Source organism: Mycobacterium sp. 48b, from assembly GCF_048282725.1.
In the GTDB taxonomy this organism is placed as follows: domain Bacteria; phylum Actinomycetota; class Actinomycetes; order Mycobacteriales; family Mycobacteriaceae; genus Mycobacterium.
In genome coordinates this window covers 3,322,802-3,342,080 of the sequence record NZ_JBLVUL010000001.1, presented here as the reverse complement: position 1 = coordinate 3,342,080, position 19,279 = coordinate 3,322,802, and the positions used below count along the sequence as shown (strand labels likewise).

Annotated in this window: 19 protein-coding genes; 9 read left to right on the top strand and 10 right to left on the bottom strand. The window is 68.6% G+C overall.

Annotated features, from left to right (window positions below; all coding sequences use genetic code 11):
* Positions 1–317: 317 nt before the first annotated feature.
* From ACNQR1_RS16205 to ACNQR1_RS16190, 4 genes are all read right to left on the bottom strand, one after another.
* Positions 318–902: a DUF2561 family protein gene (locus ACNQR1_RS16205; protein ID WP_418047211.1), complete on the bottom strand. Its 585-nt coding sequence runs from the start codon at positions 900–902 to the stop codon at positions 318–320.
* On the bottom strand, positions 902–1,780 hold the full coding sequence (locus ACNQR1_RS16200; RefSeq protein WP_418047210.1) for an MmpS family transport accessory protein: 879 nt from the start codon (positions 1,778–1,780) through the stop codon (positions 902–904). Before ACNQR1_RS16200 ends, ACNQR1_RS16205 begins: the two co-directional genes overlap by 1 nt.
* Before the next feature lie 186 nt (positions 1,781–1,966).
* Entirely contained in the window at positions 1,967–2,386 is a 420-nt protein-coding gene (locus ACNQR1_RS16195) for a cytochrome c oxidase subunit 4 (RefSeq protein WP_418047209.1), read from the bottom strand.
* Between the two features lie 12 nt (positions 2,387–2,398).
* Positions 2,399–3,436, bottom strand: coding sequence for a cytochrome c oxidase subunit II (locus ACNQR1_RS16190; protein ID WP_418047208.1), 1,038 nt, complete (start codon positions 3,434–3,436; stop codon positions 2,399–2,401).
* 167 nt (positions 3,437–3,603) lie between these two features.
* Here ACNQR1_RS16190 and asnB point away from each other — a divergent pair, with 167 nt between their 5' ends.
* Positions 3,604–5,580, top strand: coding sequence for an asparagine synthase (glutamine-hydrolyzing) (gene asnB, locus ACNQR1_RS16185; RefSeq protein WP_418047207.1), 1,977 nt, complete (start codon positions 3,604–3,606; stop codon positions 5,578–5,580).
* Positions 5,581–5,666: 86 nt separating this feature from the next.
* Here asnB and ACNQR1_RS16180 read toward each other — a convergent pair whose 3' ends face one another.
* Positions 5,667–6,641, bottom strand: a complete 975-nt coding sequence (locus ACNQR1_RS16180; protein ID WP_418047206.1) for a carbohydrate kinase family protein — start codon at positions 6,639–6,641, stop codon at positions 5,667–5,669.
* Between the two features lie 172 nt (positions 6,642–6,813).
* Here ACNQR1_RS16180 and ACNQR1_RS16175 point away from each other — a divergent pair, with 172 nt between their 5' ends.
* Complete coding sequence (locus ACNQR1_RS16175) at positions 6,814–7,440, top strand: hypothetical protein (protein WP_418047205.1); 627 nt, start codon at positions 6,814–6,816, stop codon at positions 7,438–7,440.
* 20 nt (positions 7,441–7,460) lie between these two features.
* On the opposite strand, the gene ACNQR1_RS16170 is transcribed toward ACNQR1_RS16175, so the two are convergent.
* A complete protein-coding gene (locus ACNQR1_RS16170; protein WP_029108748.1) occupies positions 7,461–7,817 on the bottom strand; it encodes a HesB/IscA family protein in 357 nt (118 codons plus the stop codon).
* 181 nt (positions 7,818–7,998) lie between these two features.
* Here ACNQR1_RS16170 and ACNQR1_RS16165 point away from each other — a divergent pair, with 181 nt between their 5' ends.
* The 4 genes from ACNQR1_RS16165 to ACNQR1_RS16150 are packed head-to-tail and all read left to right on the top strand — an operon-like array spanning position 7,999 to position 11,034.
* Positions 7,999–8,688: a DUF3043 domain-containing protein gene (locus tag ACNQR1_RS16165; RefSeq protein WP_418047204.1), complete on the top strand. Its 690-nt coding sequence runs from the start codon at positions 7,999–8,001 to the stop codon at positions 8,686–8,688.
* 23 nt (positions 8,689–8,711) lie between these two features.
* Complete coding sequence (locus ACNQR1_RS16160; protein WP_418047203.1) at positions 8,712–9,254, top strand: bifunctional adenosylcobinamide kinase/adenosylcobinamide-phosphate guanylyltransferase; 543 nt, start codon at positions 8,712–8,714, stop codon at positions 9,252–9,254.
* Positions 9,251–10,312 (top strand): nicotinate-nucleotide--dimethylbenzimidazole phosphoribosyltransferase, encoded by a 1,062-nt coding sequence (gene cobT, locus ACNQR1_RS16155; protein WP_418047202.1) that lies wholly within the window; start codon positions 9,251–9,253, stop codon positions 10,310–10,312. Before ACNQR1_RS16160 ends, cobT begins: the two co-directional genes overlap by 4 nt.
* Positions 10,309–11,034 carry an adenosylcobinamide-GDP ribazoletransferase gene (locus ACNQR1_RS16150; protein ID WP_418047201.1) on the top strand — a complete coding sequence of 242 codons (726 nt, stop codon included), beginning with the start codon at positions 10,309–10,311 and terminating at the stop codon, positions 11,032–11,034. Before cobT ends, ACNQR1_RS16150 begins: the two co-directional genes overlap by 4 nt.
* Here the strand turns inward: ACNQR1_RS16150 and ACNQR1_RS16145 are convergent.
* Together ACNQR1_RS16145 and gcvT are read right to left on the bottom strand one after the other, a co-directional pair.
* Positions 11,031–12,149, bottom strand: a complete 1,119-nt coding sequence (locus ACNQR1_RS16145) for a branched-chain amino acid aminotransferase (protein ID WP_418047200.1) — start codon at positions 12,147–12,149, stop codon at positions 11,031–11,033. The two genes, ACNQR1_RS16150 and ACNQR1_RS16145, sit on opposite strands and share 4 nt — an antisense overlap.
* A gap of 53 nt (positions 12,150–12,202) precedes the next feature.
* Positions 12,203–13,309, bottom strand: coding sequence for a glycine cleavage system aminomethyltransferase GcvT (gene gcvT, locus ACNQR1_RS16140; protein ID WP_418047199.1), 1,107 nt, complete (start codon positions 13,307–13,309; stop codon positions 12,203–12,205).
* 67 nt (positions 13,310–13,376) lie between these two features.
* Between gcvT and ACNQR1_RS16135 the strand changes: the two genes are divergently transcribed.
* From ACNQR1_RS16135 to ACNQR1_RS16125, 3 genes are all read left to right on the top strand, one after another.
* Entirely contained in the window at positions 13,377–14,462 is a 1,086-nt protein-coding gene (locus tag ACNQR1_RS16135) for an adenylate/guanylate cyclase domain-containing protein (RefSeq protein WP_418047198.1), read from the top strand.
* A 73-nt stretch (positions 14,463–14,535) separates the two neighbouring features.
* Positions 14,536–16,056 (top strand): leucyl aminopeptidase, encoded by a 1,521-nt coding sequence (locus tag ACNQR1_RS16130; RefSeq protein WP_418047197.1) that lies wholly within the window; start codon positions 14,536–14,538, stop codon positions 16,054–16,056.
* Positions 16,057–16,058: 2 nt separating this feature from the next.
* Positions 16,059–17,006 carry a lytic murein transglycosylase gene (locus ACNQR1_RS16125; protein WP_418047196.1) on the top strand — a complete coding sequence of 316 codons (948 nt, stop codon included), beginning with the start codon at positions 16,059–16,061 and terminating at the stop codon, positions 17,004–17,006.
* Positions 17,007–17,009: 3 nt separating this feature from the next.
* Here ACNQR1_RS16125 and ACNQR1_RS16120 read toward each other — a convergent pair whose 3' ends face one another.
* Positions 17,010–18,746 carry an SDR family oxidoreductase gene (locus ACNQR1_RS16120; RefSeq protein WP_418047195.1) on the bottom strand — a complete coding sequence of 579 codons (1,737 nt, stop codon included), beginning with the start codon at positions 18,744–18,746 and terminating at the stop codon, positions 17,010–17,012.
* Positions 18,747–18,814: 68 nt separating this feature from the next.
* Positions 18,815–19,168, bottom strand: a complete 354-nt coding sequence (locus ACNQR1_RS16115) for an oxidoreductase (RefSeq protein ID WP_418047194.1) — start codon at positions 19,166–19,168, stop codon at positions 18,815–18,817.
* Positions 19,169–19,279 lie beyond the last annotated feature (111 nt).

The following is a 19,279-nucleotide window of genomic DNA, read 5'->3' as shown; positions in this document are numbered from 1 at the left end:
TGCGGCCTATCGGTCCCCACGGTGCCGCGTACCGCCCGGGTCCTGCCTCGGCGAACGTCAGGACCATCCAGAAGGTGTGCCAGGGCTGGCCGTAGACGAAGCCGTGGTTCTCCGGACCCGGCCCGAGCCCGGGCTACACGTACGAAGCGCTGTGGCGCAGATCTGGCAGCGAAATCGCCGTGGCGCTACGGCACGTGAGCGGACGATCTGAGCTGTGCACGAGCACGACGCACCATCACCGTGGCGGTACTCATGGGCCTGACGTGTGTCCCGTTCTGAACCGAGGGGCCGGACCGGGTTTCAGGCCTCGTGCGGGCTCAGGACGGCAATGTGCCGAGTTGGCGCAGCGCCACGACCGGCAGCGCGACGATGCCCGCGGTGACCAGCGCGGCCAGGCCATAGAGACACCAGGCGGCGACGTTGCTCCCCGTGGCCATCAGATAGGTGGCCAGCCCGACGGCCGCGGTACCCAGGCCGATGCCGCAGGTGACCGCCAAGGTGAACCTCAGCCACACCGCCTCGGCGGCGGCGTTGGTCGCACCGGTACCCGCGGTGTAGCGACTCATCGCGACCGGAGCGGCCCGGTAGCTGCCCCCGATCGGGCGCGGTGAGCGGGCCGGCGGCTGGGGCCGCCGTCCTCCGGGCTGGCGGTTGTCGGCTTGGGCGCGGGCCCGCAGCAGCAAGGGCACCGCGCCGGCGATCACCACCACCGACAGGCCGATCACGGTGTAGAGCACCCATGGGGTGTCGGCATTCTCAGAGCCCTGTGGATGGCTGCGTCCGAGGTCCACCAGGGCGACGACAGCGGCCACCCCGGCGCCCAGCGCGGCCAGCCACACCGCAGCGCATGCGCCCAGCAAAACCCGATCGGTGTTGTCGAGTTCGCTGATCGGGCCCGACATCAGCAGGCAGTCTGTGCGGAGTTGTTGGCATTGGACGACAGCACGGTGCCGTCGCTGGCCGTGATCGAGCAGTTCAATCTGCTGACCAGGAACAGGCTGGACGCCTCGACCGAACCGACGTCCGAGTTGGAGATGGGCGTCATCGTGAAGGTCCACGGGATGTAGACGTTGCGCAAGGTGCGCCGGTTTCCGTTCCCGTCGACATAGGTGATCGTGATGATGTCACCCGGCGCCTTGGTGCCGGTCACCGAATAGGTGACTTGACGCGGCCCGGCGTGCGTCGTGGTGGTGGTCGGCGGCGCCGTCGTGGTGTTCGGGGCCGGCGCAGGCGCCTCGCTGGGCGGCGCGGGCGGAGGAGGCGGGGGCTCGGTCACCGTCACGGTCTCGGGAGGCGGCGGAGGCGGAAGCTCCTCCGACGTCGGCGGTGGCGGAGGAGGCGGTGGCGGAGTCGTCGTGGTGATCTCGTCCTGCACCGGCGGTGCCGAGGTGGTGGTGCTCGGCTGCGGGGTCGCCAGGTTGGCGGTGTCGTCGTCCCGGGTCACCAGGACGGCCACCGAAGCCACCAGGGCTACTGCCGCGATGATGGCGGTGATACCGACCACCCAGGGCCAGCGCGGCGGCGGGGCGGTGTCGACGAGCTCGGTCGCCGCGTCGTAGTCGTCGTAGTCGTAGAGCGCCACGTCGGCAGGCACGTACGGCCCGCTGGTGAACTGCTCGGACTCGGGCGCGGAGTACGCCTGCGAGTAGAACTCCGTCTCGTCGCCATCCGCGTCGGCGCCCGCGACCTGCGTGGGCTCCTCGGGTGCGGAGTGCTTTCCGGGTTGATCCGGCAAATCAGAACCGGAGGCACCCGGTTCCGGGGGATTCGGCCCGCTCATCTACGCCTATCCTTCTCGACAACTTCACTGCCACGCGGAGCGAGACGAAACCGTCCGCTGGTGACAGTGCCCCGGCAACATTACCCAACGAGGAGATGCCGGCGAGTCCGGCGCTGCCGGTGGCGGATGAAGTGACGGCCCGATTGTGACCTTGACCAGGCCACAATCGGCACGCCGTCGGACGGGTCAGTGCTTCTCAGGTCCCCAGTAGTACTCGAAGACCAGACCGCTCACCGCCATCAGCACGAAGCAGACACCCGCGACGATCAGCCAGGGAAGCCACAGGGCTGCGCCCACGGCGGCGACCGAGAAAGACAGCGCGATCAGGATCGGCCACCAGCTGTGCGGCGAGTAGAAACCCAGTTCCCCTGCGCCGTCGCTGATCTCGGCGTCTTCGTAGTCCTCGGGGCGGGTGTCGAGGCGACGCGCCACGAAGCGGAAGAACGTGCCGGTGATCAGGGTCAGGCCGGTGGTGAGCACGAGCGCGGTGGTACCGGCCCACTCCACGCCACCGTTGGCGAACATGGCCGTCAGCACGCCGTACAGCACCGCCGACAGGGCGAAGAACGCCGTGAGGATCTCGAACAGTCGAGCTTCAATATGCATTGCGTGTAGCCCCTACTTGCTCGCCTGCGGTGCCTGCTCACCGCGTCGGGTGTCGAACGGGTGGGTCGTGACAGCCAGAGGCTCCTGGTTGATCGCGGCCAACGCCTCGGCATTGGTCTTACCTGCCGTGCGCTGATCGATGTAGGCCTTGAAGTCGTTGGGTTCGACGACCCGGACCTCGAAGTTCATCATCGAGTGGTAGGTACCGCACATCTCGGTGCAGCGCCCGACGAACGCGCCGGTCTTCTCGATCTTGCTGACCTGGAAGATGTGGTCCGAGTGGTTGGCCTCGGGGTTCGGCATCACGTCGCGCTTGAAGAGGAACTCCGGCACCCAGAAACCGTGGATCACGTCCGCGGAGTTGAGCTGGAACTCGACTCGCTTGCCCGCCGGGAGCACCAGCACCGGGATCTCCGTGGAGCTGCCCAGCGTCTCGACCTTGTCGAAGTTCAGGTAGGTGCGATCCTCGGGGTTCAGGCCACGCACCGCGCCGACGCGCTCCTGGCCGTGCTCATCCTCGCCCTCCGGCTTGGACGTCATCGCGGCCTTGCGCTCGGCGTCGACACCGTCGTAATCGAATGTGCCGTCGGCGTAGTCGATCTTCTGGTAGCCGAACTTCCAGTTCCACTGGAAGGCGGTCACGTCGATGACGACCTCGGGGTTGGGGTCCTTGTGCAGCATGCGCTCCTGGACCACCACGGTGAAGTAGAACAGCACCGAGATGATGAGGAACGGGATGACCGTCAGCATCAGCTCCAGCGGCATGTTGTAGCCGAACTGGCGCGGCAACTCGGTGTCGCCCTTCTTCTTCCGGTGGAACGCACTCGACCAGAAGATCAGGGCCCACACGATGGCGCCCACCACGAAGGACGCAATCACGGAGCCGATCCACAGCTCGCGGTTGAGTTTGCCCTCTGGGGTGATTCCGGTCGGCCAACCGAGCGCGAGTGCGTCCTGCCAGCTGCAGCCGCTCAGCAAGAGGGCTGAGCCACCCAGGACAATGGTCAACAACGCCGCTCGGGCCACCTTCTTAAGCCCGCGAGGTGTCACGTTGGCGCCTCCTAGATCGGTATTTCGCGACCGCGACCGGTCGTTGTTTTGCGAATACTACGCAGCGTAGACCACGCCGGTCCACGGGAGCGAAGCGACTCGGGAATGGCGTCGCGACGGCCCGGGTGGTGGTCTCGGGGACCCGCCGGATCAGACATACTGGCGCGGTGTGCGGACTGCTCGCCTTGGTAACTGCCCCTACCGGATCCCACCCGGGTGACGCCTCCCCCGACGCCGGATCTCCGCTGGTCGACGCGGTGGCGAACGCTTCCCACCTGATGCGTCACCGGGGTCCCGACGAGCCCGGCACCTGGGCCGACGCGACCGGCGACGGGCGCGACGGCACCGTGGTGCTCGGCTTCAACCGGCTCTCGATCATCGACATCGCGCACAGCCACCAACCGTTGCGGTGGGGACCCGCCGACGCGCCGGACCGATACGTGCTCGTTTTCAACGGCGAGATCTACAACTACCTGGAACTCCGCGAGGCACTGCGGGCCGAGTTCGGTGCCGTGTTTCACACCGACGGCGACGGCGAGGCCATCGTCGCGGCCTACCACTACTGGGGTACCGACGCGCTGAATCGGCTCCGCGGCATGTTCGCGTTCGCGCTGTGGGACACCGTCGAGCGCGAAATGTTCTGCGCCAGAGACCCGTTCGGAATCAAGCCGCTGTTCATGGCCACCGGGCCGGGCGGCACCGCGGTGGGTAGCGAGAAGAAGTGCCTGCTCGACCTGGCCGGCCCGCTCGGCCTGGATCTGAGCATCGACGAGCGGGCGGTGCAGCACTACACGGTGCTGCAGTACGTGCCCGAACCCGAGACGCTGCACCGCGGTATCCGCCGGCTGGAGTCGGGCAGCTACGCACGGTTGCGGCCCGGCGGCCGGCCCGAGGTGACCCGCTACTTCGTCCCGAAGTTCAACGCCGTGCCGTTCGTCAAGGGGTCCGAGCAGGCCCGGTACGACGAGATCACCGCCGCGCTCGAAGATTCTGTCGCCAAGCACATGCGCGCCGATGTCACGGTGGGTGCGTTCCTGTCCGGCGGCATCGACTCGACGGCGATCGCGGCGCTGGCGATGCGGCACAACCCCCGGCTGATCACGTTCACCACCGGCTTCGAGCGTGAGGGCTTCTCGGAGGTCGATGTGGCCGTGGCCTCCGCCGAGGCGATCGGCGCGCGGCACGTCGCCAAGGTGGTCAGTCCGGCCGAGTTCGTCGAGGCGCTGCCCGAGATCGTCTGGTATCTGGACGAGCCGGTGGCCGATCCGGCGCTGGTGCCGCTGTTCTTCATCGCCCGCGAGGCGCGCAAGCACGTCAAGGTGGTGCTGTCCGGGGAGGGCGCCGACGAGCTGTTCGGCGGATACACGATCTATCGGGAACCGTTGTCGCTGAAGCCGTTCGACTATCTGCCGCGGCCCGTGCGCAAGTCACTGGGCAAGGCTTCGAAGCCGCTGCCGGAGGGCATGCGCGGCAAGAGCCTGCTGCACCGCGGCTCGCTGACCCTCGAGGAGCGCTACTACGGCAATGCCCGCAGCTTCTCCGACGAGCAGCTGCGTGCGGTGCTGCCGGGCTTCCGGCAGGAATGGACGCACACCGACGTCACCGCCCCGGTGTACGCGGCGTCGCAAGGCTGGGATCCGGTGGCTCGCATGCAGCACATCGACCTGTTCACCTGGCTGCGCGGGGACATCCTGGTCAAGGCCGACAAGATGACGATGGCCAACTCGCTGGAGCTGCGGGTGCCGTTCCTGGACCCCGAGGTGTTCGCGGTGGCGTCCCGGCTGCCCGTCGATCAGAAGATCACCCGTTCGACGACCAAGTACGCCCTGCGGCGCGCGTTGGAGCCGGTCGTGCCCGCACATGTGCTCAACCGGCCCAAGCTGGGCTTCCCGGTACCGATCCGGCACTGGCTACGCGCCGGCGAGCTGATGGACTGGGCCTACGCCATGACCGCGTCGTCGGGGGCCGGGGAGTATGTCGACCTCGCCGCCGTGCGCACCATGCTCGACGAGCACCGCAGCGGCGTCAGCGACCACAGCCGGCGGTTGTGGACCGTGCTGATCTTCATGCTGTGGCACGCCATCTTCGTCGAGCACAGCGTGACCCCGCAGATCAAGGAACCGCACTACCCGGTGCAGCTCTGACCGCGAACAGTCCCCCGCAACCGGGGTGGAAGCAGAATGGCCCCGAAACCGTGGTTTCGGGGCCATTCTTTGTCTGTTCGGCTGGATCAGGCCAGCGCCTTGGCGATCTCGGCACCCGCCTCGGCGCCGTAGGCGTCGGTGAGGCGCTGCACTGCCTCGGCCGCGTCCCAGGTCCACTCCTGCGGCCCCGTCGCCTCCAGGACCAGCACCGCGACCAGCGACGCCAGCTGGGCGGAGCGCTCAAGGCCCAAACCGGCGCTGCGCCCGGTGAGGAAGCCTGCGCGGAACGCGTCGCCGATACCGGTGGGGTCGGCCTGATGCTTCTCGGGCACCACGTCGACGTGCACGAACGTGCCGTCTGAGCTGACCAGGTCGACGCCCTTGGCGCCCAGCGTGGTGACGCGCATGCCGATCTGGCTCATCACCTGAGCCTCGCTCCACCCCGACTTCTGCAGCAGCAGATCCCACTCGTAGTCGTTGGTGAACAGGTAGGCGGCACCGTTGATGAGCTTGCGGATCTCCTCGCCGGAGAGCCGGGCCAGCTGCTGTGACGGGTCGGCCGCGAAGGCCAGGCCGAGCTTGCGGCACTCCTCGGTGTGCAGGAACATCGCCTCGGGGTCGTTGGCGCCGATGATCACCAGTTCCGGCTTGCCCACCCGGTCCACCAGATCGGCCAGCGCGATGTTGCGCGCCTCCGACATGGCACCCGGGTAGAACGACGCGATCTGGGCCATGTCCTCGTCGGTGGTGCAGACGAAGCGTGCGGTGTAGGCGCTCTCGGAGATCAGCACGCTGCCGCAGTCGACGTTGGCGCCCTCCAGCCAGGCCCGGTATTCAGCGAAATCCTGACCGGCGGCGCCGACCAGCGCGACGTCGCCGCCGAGGATGCCGATCGCGAAGGCCATGTTGCCCGCCACGCCCCCGCGGTGGATCACCAGATCGTCGACCAGGAAGCTCAGCGACACCTTCTGCAGGTGGTCGGCCAGCAGTTGCTCGGAGAATTTGCCCGGGAACCGCATCAGGTGGTCGGTAGCGATGGATCCGGTAACTGCGATGGTCACGTGGTGTCACCCCTCATTTCGTTACGTCGGCTACATAACAGTACCCGCGCGGCCTGGCGGCGATCTGTGCGCACAGTCGCGCTTCGCAGGTTGCGCTAACCTTCGTATAACCGTATTCCCGGTCACCGTAGACGGCTGGCCAACCTTCAGATCACGCGGGGAGCGCCCTTCAATGACTGGTTCTTACCAGTACCCCGAGCAGATTCCGCCTCAGCCATATCCCGAGCAGGTGCCCGCGGGGCCGTCCGCGTATCCCGGGACGCTGCCGCCTCCGGTCCCCTACCCGACGCGGCGGCGCTGGCCCAAGATCGTCGCGGGTCTGCTGGTGGTGGCCGCACTCGCGGGTGTGCTGACCGCCGTGCTGGTGGCCGGCCGCCGAGGTCCCTCGGCACCGGTCGTGGTCTCGGACACCCGCGCCCAGGCCGCGATCCAGGAATACCTCAACGCGCTGCTCGACGGGGACGAAGAAGCGGTTGCGCGCCACACGCTGTGCGGGTTGTACGACGGCGTCAAGGACCGCAAGGCCGATCTCGCGGTGGCCGGCCTGGCCAGCGACGCGTTCCGCAAGCAGTTCAGCCAGGTCGAGGTGACCGGAATCGACGCGAACGTGCCGTGGTCCACCACCCAGGCGCAGGTGCTGTTCACCATGCGGGTGGCGCCGGCCAGCGGGTCGACGCGCGGGCAACGCCCCGTCAACGAGGAACAACAGGGCGTGGCACAGCTGCTGGTGCAAAGAAACGGCAAAGACGAGCAGGTTCTGGTGTGCTCGTACGTGCTGCGCACCAGCGGTCAATACTGACCGCCGGCCGTCAGCTCACGTCAGTTGAAGGAGTCGCCGCAGGCGCAGGAGCCGGTGGCGTTGGGGTTGTCGATCGTGAAGCCCTGCTTCTCGATCGAGTCGACGAAGTCGATGGTGGCGCCCTGGACGTACGGCGCGCTCATGCGGTCCACGACGAGCTTGACGCCACCGAACTCAGCGGTGAGGTCGCCGTCGAGGGCGCGGTCGTCGAAGAACAGGTTGTAGCGCAGGCCGGCGCAACCGCCCGGCTGGACAGCGATCCGCAGCGCGAGGTCGTCGCGGCCTTCCTGGTCCAGCAGCGCCTTCGCCTTCGTCGCCGCAGCGTCGGACAGGGTCACACCGTGGGTTTCGGTGGTGGTGGCGTCCTGAACAGTCATGGCTCTCCCTAAGCATCCCTGGGCATCTCTGATGCCGGTACAGCTGAAGTACGTAGGAAACGCGTGGACGTACCCGCGCGTCTACTACCTCAACGGTACCTTGTTCCGCCGCTATTCCCGACTTATCCACAGGCCGGGGCATGTGGCCAGGCCACCTGCGGCGGGCAGTAACCTGGCTGGCGTGAAGCTGCTGGGCCGTAAGAAGGACAACGAAGGCGATCCCGCCGTGACCGACCAGGTCACGAATGTCGACGGGGCCGCCGCATCGACAGAGCCCGGCGGCGCCAACCCGGGCACCGCCCCCAAGGGCAGGCCGACGCCCAAACGGAGCGAGGCCACCAAGCGGCGCGGCCCGGTCGCACCCGCGCCCCTGACCTCCGCCGAGGCCCGTCAGCGCCGCAAGGAGCTGCGTGGGCCGAAGCTGTCCAAGGAAGAGCGCAAGATCGAGCGACTCACCCGCCGCGCCGACATGGCCGACCGCCGCGAGAAGATGATGGCCGGCGACGAGTCCTACCTGCTCCCCCGCGACAAGGGCCCGGTCCGCCGCTACGTCCGCGATATCGTCGACTCCCGCCGCAATGTGCTGGGCCTGTTCATGCCCGCCGCCCTGGCGATGATCTTCTTCATGCTCGCGCTGCCGTCGCTGAAGTTCCAGCAGATCCTGTCCTACGCGATGTTGATCCTGGTCGTCATCATGTTGATCGACGGATTCATCGTCGGCCGCAAGGTGAACCACATGGTCGACGAGAAATTCCCCGACAACACCGAAAGCGGTTGGAAGCTCGGACTTTACGCGGCCAGCCGGGCCTCGCAGCTGCGCCGCATGCGGGCGCCGCGGCCTGTGGTCGAGCGCGGCGACAAGATCTCTTGATGCCATGTCAGGCGGAGTGACCGGTGCGCACACTGGTGCTCGGCGGCATCCGCTCCGGTAAATCCCAGTGGGCCGAGGCGGCCGTGACGCGCGCCGCCGGCGACGGCGTGCCCGTGCGCTACGTGGCCACGGGGCCCGCCGCCGACAGCGATCCGGCCTGGGCTCGCCGCGTGGGGGCACATCAGGTCCGCCGTCCCCCGCACTGGCGCACGGTCGAGACCCATGATCTTGTGGCCACCCTTGCTGCGGACGCACACGCATCCGGCGACGCGACACTCGTCGACGACATCGGCGGCTGGCTGACCGCGACCATGGACCGCGTCGGCGCCTGGACCGGACAACCTGTGGGTCCCGAGGTCGACGCGCTCGTGCGGGCCGTGGACGCATTCACCGCTCCCCTGGTGCTCGTCAGCCCCGAGGTCGGGCTGACCGTGGTCCCCGCAACCGAGGCGGGGCGCCGGTTCGCCGACGAACTGGGGACCGTCAACCAGCGCCTGGCCGCGGTGTGCGACCGCGTGGTGCTGGTGGTGGCCGGCCAACCGCTCACGGTGAAGGAGCCGTCATGACCGAATTCGATGCGGCCTTCCCCCCGGTCGCCGCACCGGATGCCGACGTCGCCGCACAGGCGCGGGCCCGGCAGGCCCGGCTGACCAAACCGCCCGGCTCACTGGGCCGTCTCGAGGAACTGTCGATCTGGGCAGCCTCGTGCCAGGGCGTATGTCCGCCGCGGCCGCTCACCCGGGCGCGCGTGGTGGTGTTCGCCGCTGACCACGGGGTCACGGCCGCAGGAGTTTCGGCCTTCCCGTCGGCGGTGACGGGTCAGATGGTGGCCAACTTCGACGCGGGCGGTGCCGCGATCAACGTGCTGGCCGAGGTGGCCGGGGCCAGCGTGCGGGTGGCCGACATGGCCGTCGACTGCGAACAACCACTCTCCCCCGCGATCGGCGCCCACAAGGTGCGCCGCGGCTCGGGCAACATCGCGGTCGAGGATGCACTGAGTGAGAAGGACGCGGCGACTGCGATCTCAGCGGGGCGCCAGATCGCCGACGAGGAGGTCGACGGCGGCGCCGACCTGCTCATCGCAGGCGATATGGGAATCGGAAATACCACGGCTGCAACGACTTTGGTGGCCGCACTGACCGGCGCCGAGCCGGTCGTGGTGGTCGGCCGCGGCACCGGCATCGACGACCACGGCTGGATGCGCAAGGCCGGGGCCGTGCGTGACGCGCTGTACCGGGCCCGCGCCGTGACCAGCGATCCGCTGGGGCTCCTGCGGGTCTGCGGCGGTGCCGACCTGGCCGCCATGGCGGGTTTCCTCGCCCAGGCCGCGATCCGGCGGACCCCGGTGCTGCTGGACGGCTTGGTGGTGACGGCCGCGGCCTTGGTGGCCGAACAGTTGGCACCGGGTGCGCGGGCATGGTGGCAGGCCGGGCATCGGTCGACCGAGCCGGCTCACAGCCTGGCGCTGTCACACCTGGGGCTGGATCCGATCGTCGACCTCGGCATGCGCCTGGGCGAGGGCACCGGCGCCGCGGTGGCGTTGCCGATCGTGCGCGCCGCCATCGCCACCCTGGCCTCGATGGCCACGTTCGACCAGGCCGGAATCTCCGAAGAGACACCATGATTGCCGCGCTCGGCGGGGCTTTCGCATTCGGGACGGTCCTGCCGGTACGTACCTCGGCCGGCATCGGCCGGGGCGCGCTGGCGGCCCTGCCGGTGGTCGGGCTGGCGCTCGGCGGGCTTGCCGCCGCGGTCGTGGCCGGTGGTCAGTGGGCATTCGGCCCCGGCAGTGCTCTGCCCGGCCTGCTGGCCGTCGCCGTTCTGCTGCTGGCCACCCGGGGGCTGCACATCGACGGCTTCTGCGACACGGTCGACGGCCTGGGGTGTTACGGCCCGCCGGAGCGGGCACTGGCCGTCATGCGTGAGGGCTCGGCCGGCCCGTTCGGCGTCGCCGCGGTGATCGTCGTGATCGGTTGTCAGACATTCACATTCGCTCAACTCAACGCCTTGTCCGTCGTCGTCGCCGTCGCCGCCGGCCGGGTCGCGGCGGTGGTCGCCTGCCGTCGCCCGGTGCCCGCGGCCGCGGGCAGCTCACTGGGCGGCGCCGTGGCGGGCACCCAGCCGGTCGCGGTGGCGGCGGCCTGGGTGATCGCCGTCGCCGCGCTGGCCGCATGGGCGGGCCCGCGGATGTGGCAGGGCCCGGCCGTGGTGCTGGTCGCGGTGGGCGCTGCGGCGCTGCTGGTCGCCCACTGCGTGCGGCGGTTCGGCGGTATAACCGGCGACGTGCTGGGCTTCGCCGTCGAGGTGACGACGACGCTGACCGCGCTCGGGTTGGCGATCGGCTAGTTCAGCCGGGCCATCCAGCCGTGCGTGTCGGCGAAGGTGCCCCGCTGGATCCCGGTCAGGGTGTCGCGCAGCGCCATGGTGATCTCGCCCGGCTGCCCGTCGGCGATGGTGAACTCTTCTGGCGACTCGGAACTGCCGTACTTGACCTTCGACACCGGGGTGATCACCGCGGCGGTACCGCAGGCGAACACCTCGGTGATCTCACCTGCGGCGGCCTTCTTCTGCCATTCGTCGACGTCGATCTTGCGTTCCTCGACCGCGAACCCGGCGTCGGTGGCCAACTGCAGCAAGGAATCCCGCGTGATGCCCGGCAACAGCGAGCCGGACAACTCGGGCGTCACGAGCCGCGCCGAACCTCCGCTGCCGAACACGAAGAACAGGTTCATCCCGCCCATCTCTTCGACGTAGCGGCGCTCCAGCGCGTCCAGCCACACCACCTGGTCGCATCCGTTGTCGGCGGCCTGCGCCTGGGCGAGCAGCGAGGCCGCGTAGTTGCCACCGAACTTGGCCGCCCCGGTGCCGCCGGGCGAGGCACGCACGTATTCGTGCGACAGCCACACGCTGACCGGCTTGATGCCGCCCTTGAAGTACGCCCCGGCCGGTGAACCGATCACCAGGTAGCGGTACTCGTTGGCCGGCCGCACACCCAGCCCCGGCTCGGTCGCGATCACGAACGGCCGCAGGTACAGCGACTCCTCACCGCCGGCCGCGGGCACCCACTTCTCGTCGACCGCGATGAGCCGGCGCAGCGATTCGATGAACACGTCCTCGGGAAGTTCCGGGATGGCCAGCCGCTGCGACGAGGCACGAAGCCGCGCTGCGTTGGACTCCGGCCGGAACGACACGATCGAGCCGTCCGCCCAGCGGTATGCCTTGAGCCCTTCGAACACTTCCTGCGCGTAGTGCAGGACGATGGCCGAGGGATCGAGCTCGATCGGGCCGTACGGCACCACCTGGGCGTCGTGCCAGCCCTGCCCGGCGGTGTAGTCGATGGTCACCATGTGGTCGGTGTGGAACTTGCCGAAGCCCGGGTCGGCCAGAATGGATTCGCGTACCGCATCGGTCGCCGGATTCGCGTTGGCTGAAACCGTGAACTCGAGATGGCCGCTAGTCATGCAGCGATTGTATCGCCCGATCGCCAACGCATTTCCCCGCGGGAGCGGGGGCCTCAGCGGGTGTGCGGGGCCACGAAGGGTGGCTTGACCACTTCACATTCGACGGCGCGGCCACGCACGTCCACACTCACCCGCTGCCCGTCGGCCACGTCGTGGGCGGTGTCGACGAGAGCCAGTGCGATACCGACTTTCAGTGACGGCGAGAACGTCCCCGACGTGGTGGTGCCGATCCGGGTGTCCCCGTCGAGCACCGCGAGATCGGCGCGCAGCACCCCGCGGCCGACGGCCTTGAGGCCGCGCAGTACCCGGGCGGGGCCGGCCTCCTTCTCGGCCAGCAGCGCGTCCCGTCCCCAGAACGCGTCCTTTTTCCAGCCGATCGCCCAGCCGCAGCGGGCCTGCAGCGGCGAGATGTCGAGGGAGAGCTCGTGGCCGTGCAGCGGGTAGCCCATCTCGGTGCGCAGCGTGTCGCGGGCTCCCAGGCCCGCGGGTTCGCCGCCGGCCGCGCGCACCGCCGCCACCAGGGCGTCGAACACCACGCCGGCCCGGTCCCAGGCCGGCAGCAGCTCGTAGCCGTGTTCACCGGTGTAGCCGGTGCGGCACACCCGGACGAACACACCGTCGTACTCGGCGTCGGCGTAGCCCATGTAATCCATCTCGGTGGGCAGCCCCAGCGCCCCGAGCACCTCGGCGGATTTCGGCCCCTGCACCGCCAGCACCGCATACGAGCGATGCTCGTCGGTGATGGTGAGCCCGTCAGGAGCGTGCTTTTTGAGTTCGGCGACCACCGCGGCGGTGTTGGCGGCGTTGGGCACGAGGAAGATCTCGTCGTCGGAGACGTAGTAGGCGATCAGGTCATCAATGACGCCCGCCACGCCTCCGTTGTCTTTGCAGCACAAGGTGTACTGCGCTTTGCCCGGTCCGATCCGGTTCAGATCGTTGGTGAGGGCCGAGTTGACGTAGGCCGCCGCGCCGGGCCCCTTGACCAGTGCCTTTCCGAGGTGGCTGACATCGAAGAGGCCGACGGTGTCGCGAGTGGCGTTGTGTTCGGAGACCGTGCCGGCGTAGGACACCGGCATCAGCCAGCCACCGAATTCGGCGAAACTGGCCCCCAGTTCGCGATGGCGGTCTTCCAACGGTCCGTGCAGCAGGTCGTCACTCACGGCCCCACCCTAATCTGCACGCGCCATCTGCCCGCGTAATCACACCATCAAACTGCACACTGGTCTGGTGGTCGATTTCGATGCACTGGCCGCCGCCGGGGTCTCCGATGCGCATGGGCGCGCCCCGCTCATCGAGTACCTGGACGGGTTGGGTTTCACCGCCGAGCAGATGATCGAGGCAGAGTCCCGCGGCCGGTTGTTCGGGCTGGCCGGGGATGTCCTGCAGTGGTCAGGGCCGCCGAAATACTGTCTGGCCGACGTGGCCGCCGAGATCGGCCTCCCGCTGGAAGATGTTCAGCGGGCATGGGCCGCGCTGGGTCTGACGGTGGCCGGTTGCGATGTGAAGACCCTCAGCCGTGCCGATGTGGAGACGTTGCGCACCTGGGCGGAGTTGCGGGTGCTGGTCGGCGATGTCGAGGCCACCGGCCTGCTGCGCGTGATCGGTTCGGGTATGGCTCGGTTGGCCGAAGCGTTGTTCACGATGAGCCGCGCCAGCACGCCCGACCTCCGTCTCGACCTCACCCATGACGAGCTCACCACCGCCAAGGCCTACCGGGCGGCCGCGGGGTTCATCCCACGGATCGGCTCGATGATCGACGCCGTGCACCGCCACCACGTGATGAGTGCGCGCCGTTACTTCGAGCACGTGCTCCCAGAGGGTTCGTCGGATACGGTGTGCGGCATCGGTTTTGCCGATCTGTCGGGGTTCACCGCGCTCACCCAGATGCTGACCAGCAGCGAACTCTCGGCACTGCTCAACGAGTTCAGCGCGACCAGCACCGGGATCGTGCACGCCGCCGGCTGCCGCGTCGTCAAGTTCATCGGCGACGCCATCATGTGGGTCGGGTCCGAACCCGCCGAGCTGCTACAGGTCGCCGTGGACCTGGTGACCCACCCCCGGGCCGCCGAGACCCACCTGCAGGTGCGCGCCGGGCTCGACTTCGGCGAGGTGCTGGCCATCGGCGGCGACTACTTCGGCAATTCGGTGAATCGGGCGGCCCGCCTCGTCGCCGCCGCCGAACCCAGCCAGGTCCTGGTGTCCGAACCGCTGCGTGAGCTCCTCGACGGGGAGACGTTCGCGCCGCCTCGCTCGCTCACCCTGAAGGGTTTCGCCGCGCCGGTCACGGCGTATCCGCTGTACCTTCCGCACTGAGATGTCGAGGAGGGCGACGACCCGGCAGCGTCGTACCCGGTGGGCACACGACAGCCTGACTAGGGTGGTCGGGGTGAGCTCCGCAAATCCCGGTTACCAGGTTCCCAACGTCACCGTCAGTGCGTCGCTGCCCAAACGCAAGAGCGACGCCGTGCTGATCGTTCCCGTGGTCAGCGGGCAGGATGACGACGCCACCGCCACCGTCGTCGCCAACCCGTTCCTCGATGCCGAGGCGATCGGCGAGATCGAGGTCGCGCTCGAGGCACTCGGCGCGAAGGGCGGCACCGACCAGGTCACCCGGGTGCCCGCGCCATCGCTCCCGGTCGCCAGCGTGCTGGCCGTGGGCCTGGGCAAGCCGCGCGACGAGTGGTCCGCCGATGCGATCCGCCGGGCGGCCGGCACCGCCGCGCGGTCACTGAACGGCACCGAGACCGTCATCACCACGCTGTCCGACATCGACCTGGAGGCCGCCGTCGAGGGCCTGATCCTGGGCGCCTACCGATTCAACGACTTCCGCAGCGCCAAGACCGCGCCCAAGGACGCCGGCCTGACCGCGATCGTCGCGTTGACGGCCGACACCAAGGCGGCCACCAAGGCTCAGGCGCAGCGCGCGGTGGACATCGCTTCGGCGGTCGCGGCGGCCCGCGACTTTGTCAACACTCCACCCAGCCACCTGTTCCCCGACGAATTCGCCAAGCGTGCAAAGGCTTTGGGCGAGGAAGCCGGTCTTGAGGTCGAGGTGCTCGACGACAAGGCGCTGACCAAGGCGGGCTATGGCGGCATCGTGGGAGTCGGCAAGGGGTCCTCACGCCCGCCGCGTCTGGTGCGGTTGATCCACCGGGGCGCGGGCAAGAAGCGTAAGCGCGTCGCACTGGTCGGCAAGGGCATCACATTCGACACCGGCGGCATCTCGATCAAACCGGCCGCCAACATGCATCACATGACCTCCGACATGGGGGGTGCGGCGGCGGTCATCGCGACCGTGGTGCTGGCCGCCAAGCAGAAACTGCCCATCGACGTCATCGCCACCGTGCCGATGGCCGAGAACATGCCGTCGGCGACCGCGCAGCGCCCGGGCGACGTGCTCACGCAGTACGGCGGGATCACCGTCGAGGTGCTCAACACCGACGCCGAGGGCCGGCTGATCCTGGCCGACGCGATCGTGCGGGCCTGCGAGGACGACCCGGACTACCTGATCGAGACCTCGACGCTGACCGGCGCGCAGACGGTCGCGCTGGGTTCGCGCACTCCGGGCGTCATGGGTAGCGAAGAGTTCCGTGACCGGGTCGCGACGCTGTCGCAGTCTGTCGGTGAAAACGGTTGGGCGATGCCGCTTCCCGAGGAACTGAAGGACGATCTGAAGTCGACGGTGGCCGATCTGGCGAACGTCAGCGGGTCACGCTACGCCGGGATGCTGGTGGCGGGCACCTACCTGCGTGAGTTCGTGGCCGACGGGGTCCAGTGGACGCACATCGACATCGCCGCACCGGCATACAACACCGGCGGTCCGTGGGGCTACACCCCCAAGGGCGGCACCGGAGTGCCGACCCGCACCATGTTCGCGGTCCTGGAGGATATCGCCGCGAACGGCTGATCATGTTCTCGCCCAATGCGAACACGACCGCGGGTATCGCCCGCGATCTCGCCATCGTGTTCGCGTTGGGTGTCGTGCTCGCCGGCTGTTCGGGATCATCGGACCCTCCGCCGTCCGCTGCCCCGAGCACGACCTCGGCGACGCGCCCGAGTACCACCACGGCGACTGTCCCGGCCGGTGCCCAACCGCGCCTGGCTCAGGAGCCGGGCCGGCTCGCCGACGATCTGGTTGCCGACGAGCGGGCGCTGCGTGACCCTGCGACACCCGACGCGGCGCTGACCCAGGCCGCGCGCCGCCAACAGGTGGCCTACCGTGCGATCGGCCGCCACCCCGAGTGGGACACGATCATCCGGCCCCGCATCCCGGCCGAACTCGTCGCCTTCTACGACCGCAATGTCGACGCGCGGCGGCAGCTCGCCACCCTGGCCGAGCCCAAGGACACGCTGCCCGCGTGGCGCATCAGTTCCCCGCCGCCGCCCGAGGTGTTACTCAGCGCCTACCGCGACGCCGAAGCCGCCTCCGGTGTCGGCTGGAGCCACCTCGCCGCGATCAACCTGATCGAGACACACTTCGGCAGCGTGACCGGCGACAGCTCGGCCGGAGCACAGGGACCGATGCAGTTCATGCCGTCGACCTTTGCGGCGTACGGCATGGGCGGCGATATCCACTCCCCCCGGGACAGCATCATGGCAGCGGGTAACTACCTGGCCGCCAACGGTTTTGCGAACGATCCGGATCACGCCCTGTTCCGGTACAACAACGCCGACGCGTACGTACGGGCGGTCAACGACTATGCCGCCGCGATGACCGCCGACCCGGCGGCATTCGGCGCGTTCTACCGCTGGGACGTGTACTACGTCTCGACGGCAGGCGACGTGCTGTTGCCCATCGGGTACGCCGCCGAATCGCGGATACCGGTCGGCGAGTACCTGACCGCGCATCCGCAGTAGCGGCTAGAGCGAGCCCGACCGCGCCAGCCGGCGCAATGCCGACGGAACCAGTCGCGACACCCCGTAGGCGGCGTAGGCCTCAGGGGTGACGGGGCGGATCGCCTTGCCCTTGGCCACGGACGCGACGATGGCCTTGGCCACCTTGTCGGGTCCGTAGCGTCGTGCGGCGAAGGCTTTCTTGGTCTGGGCGCGAAGCTGTTCGACCTGGCCCTGCTTCTCGGCGGGGACGTCGAAGCGGGTGGTGTCGATGATGTTGGTGTCGATGACGCCGGGACAGATCGTCGTCAAACCAACTCCCGCCGAGTCCAATTCGGCACGCAGGCAGTCGGAGAACATGAAGACCGCCGCCTTGCTGGTCGAGTACGCGTTCATCGATGCCGACGGCGAATAGGCGGCCATCGAGGCCACGTTGACGATGTGACCGCCGGTTCCACGGTCGACCATCCGTCGGGCAAATGACCTGCAGCAGTTGACGACTCCGCCGAAGTTGACATCGAGTACCCGGTCGTACTGATCGGGCGGGGTGTCGAGGAACTTGCCGCCGTGGCCGATTCCCGCGTTGTTGACCACGACGTCGGGCACCCCGTGGGTGGTGCAGACCTCCTCGACGAAACTCTCGACGGCCTCAGCGTCGGACACGTCGAGCCCATAGGCGTGTGCCACCCCGCCGCGCGCGGCGATCTCGTCAACTGTGGCCGCCGCCGCATCCTTGTCGATATCACTGACCACGAGTTCGGCGCCCTGCGCGGCGAAGGCCAGCGCGGTGGCGCGCCCGATGCCGCTGCCCGCACCGGTCACCGAAACGAGGGTGTCGCCGAAGGTTTCGCGGGACCGGCCGACCTGGGCCCGCCGCAACGCCCGCGATGCCGGGGCACCCTCGATGTGATCGATCAGATCGGCTGTCGCGGTGGCGATGGCCCGCCAGTGCGAGAACGGCGCCCAGTGACCGGCTTTCAGGTCCCGGCGCCACAGCAGCGGCACCCACTTGGATGACTCGTCATAGCCGTGTCCGCGCACCACGGGATCGTGGTCGTTGCAGATCAACTGCACGGGCACCGTCACATAGTGGTCGTTGCGCAGCGTCGTGAACGAGCGAACCGCGTTGGCACGGTAGATCTTCAGTCCGTTCGCCGCATCGATGTCGAGCGTTTCGGACTGGAATTTGGGGCCTGCGGTGTCGATGGCCTGCAGTCGCCGCGCCGCGCCGCGCCGCATCAGCGCGGGCGCGATGACGGGGACCGAGAACGGGATCCAGTAGCTGAAGCGCGATGCCAGGTTGACCGCCTTGGCGAAGCGGATCGGTCGGTACGGACGGGCCAGCCGGCCGCGGACGAACGAGCCGTAGTGGTCGGTACTCGGTCCGGACACCGACGTGAAGGATGCCACCCGCTCGCCGGCCTCGGGGCGGCTCAGGTACTCCCAGACCCCCACCGATCCCCAGTCGTGGGCCAGGACGTGCACGGGGCGTCCGGGGCTGACCGCGTCGATCACCGCGGACAGGTCGTCGGCGAAGCGATCCATGCGGTAGGCGGCGACGGGCTTGGGAACGTCCGAGGCCCCGGCACCGCGGTTGTCGTACCGCACGATGTGGAAGCGGTCCCCCAGTTCACCGGTCACGCCGTTCCACAACACGTGCGAATCCGGCCATCCGTGCGCCATCACCAGCGTGGGGCGCTGCCGATCCCCTTGTTCGTACACCGCGATGCGGGTTCCGTCCGAGCTGACGACGAAGCGCTCCATAGTCCACCCCTCCACGAGGTACCTGTAACGAACAGTATCCAATACCGGAGGTATCGGCTGCCTTGACTCTAACGGTCGTCGAGTTCCCGGCGCACGGCGCGCTCCCGTTCGATGCGCCGCCTGGCGTCGTGGTCGCGCATCCGCTGCGGATAACCGACCTTCTGCACGTCGTACACCGGGATCTGCAACCGGTCGCTGAGCCGGCGCGCGCCGGCCTCACCACCGGCGCGGCGACGCGTCCATTCCCCGTCCGCAGCAACCAACACGACGGTCACCTCGGTGACGGTGGTGCGGGGTTCCACGAATGCCTCGACGCCGACGTGCTCGGCCACCCAGCGCTGCAGATACCGCAGATCCTCGCCCGTGTCGGCGCCGGATCCGCGCGCCGAGCCACCCCGGCGGAACGCATCGAACAACCCCAACGGATCGGTCTCCTCTGCTCTGGGGAAGTTCGACGAACTGCCCTGCAAACCCTCACTCGATAGTGCCAGAGCTCGGAGCAACCCTGAGTGAGTGCGAATGGTGCTGCAGTG

Bases quoted from the DNA above. Each gene is read 5' to 3' on its own strand.
- ACNQR1_RS16120 (WP_418047195.1), bottom strand. From the start codon at position 18,746: ATGGAGCGCTTCGTCGTCAGCTCGGACGGAACCCGCATCGCGGTGTAC.
- ACNQR1_RS16125 (WP_418047196.1), top strand. From the start codon at position 16,059: ATGTTCTCGCCCAATGCGAACACGACCGCGGGTATCGCCCGCGATCTC.
- ACNQR1_RS16195 (WP_418047209.1), bottom strand. From the start codon at position 2,386: ATGCATATTGAAGCTCGACTGTTCGAGATCCTCACGGCGTTCTTCGCC.
- ACNQR1_RS16200 (WP_418047210.1), bottom strand. From the start codon at position 1,780: ATGAGCGGGCCGAATCCCCCGGAACCGGGTGCCTCCGGTTCTGATTTG.
- ACNQR1_RS16170 (WP_029108748.1), bottom strand. From the start codon at position 7,817: ATGACTGTTCAGGACGCCACCACCACCGAAACCCACGGTGTGACCCTG.
- ACNQR1_RS16145 (WP_418047200.1), bottom strand. From the start codon at position 12,149: ATGACTAGCGGCCATCTCGAGTTCACGGTTTCAGCCAACGCGAATCCG.
- ACNQR1_RS16150 (WP_418047201.1), top strand. From the start codon at position 10,309: ATGATTGCCGCGCTCGGCGGGGCTTTCGCATTCGGGACGGTCCTGCCG.
- cobT (WP_418047202.1), top strand. From the start codon at position 9,251: ATGACCGAATTCGATGCGGCCTTCCCCCCGGTCGCCGCACCGGATGCC.
- ACNQR1_RS16175 (WP_418047205.1), top strand. From the start codon at position 6,814: ATGACTGGTTCTTACCAGTACCCCGAGCAGATTCCGCCTCAGCCATAT.
- ACNQR1_RS16205 (WP_418047211.1), bottom strand. From the start codon at position 902: ATGTCGGGCCCGATCAGCGAACTCGACAACACCGATCGGGTTTTGCTG.